1 protein-coding gene is annotated in these 722 nt (G+C 45.7%); it reads left to right on the forward strand.

Annotated elements, in window-relative coordinates:
* Nucleotides 1-651: ammonium transporter (locus R8N49_RS27080; protein WP_412034919.1), on the forward strand; the 651-nt coding region annotated here is incomplete at its 5' end.
* Nucleotides 652-722: the final 71 nt, after the last annotated feature.

Raw genomic sequence — 722 nt, forward strand, 5'->3', positions numbered from 1 at the left:
ATGCGTAGAGGTCGTATCCGCGCAGGAAAGCATACGAACTTCGCTCCATCTAATATCCCATTTTTGGCACTTGGGGCTTGGATTCTCTGTGTTGGTTGGTTTGGTTTCAACGTTATGTCCGCTCAAACTCTTTCTGGAATCAGTGGCTTAGTGGCGATGAACTCGTTGATGGCAATGGTTGGAGGTATCGTAGCTTCATTACTTGCGGGTAAAAATGACCCTGGCTTTATTCACAATGGCCCTTTGGCCGGTTTGGTTGCGGTTTGCGCGGGGTCAGATTTAATGCATCCGCTTGGTGCATTAGTGACAGGTGCCGTTGCTGGGGTTTTGTTTGTGTATCTGTTTACATACCTGCAAAACCGAACCAAAATCGATGACGTACTGGGTGTGTGGCCTTTGCATGGAGTATGTGGTGCTTGGGGCGGGATCGCTGCAGGAGTTTTTGGTCAAAGTGGATTTGGTGGAATGGGCGGTGTTAGTTTCGCGGTTCAAGTTTTAGGGACATTTCTTGGCATTTCCATTGCGGTTTTAGGCGCTCTTGTAGTCTATGGCGCAATTAACGCTCTAACAGGTTTAAGGCTTTCAGAAGAAGACGAGTTTAATGGTGCGGATTTAGCGATTCATAAAATATCGTCTACTAACGAAGATTAAATTAATCGAAAAAAGAGCGGCATCAAACCGCTCTTTTTTAAACTATTTGCTTCAAACCGATATACAAGCCG

This window comes from Vibrio sp. 1978, from assembly GCF_033344345.1.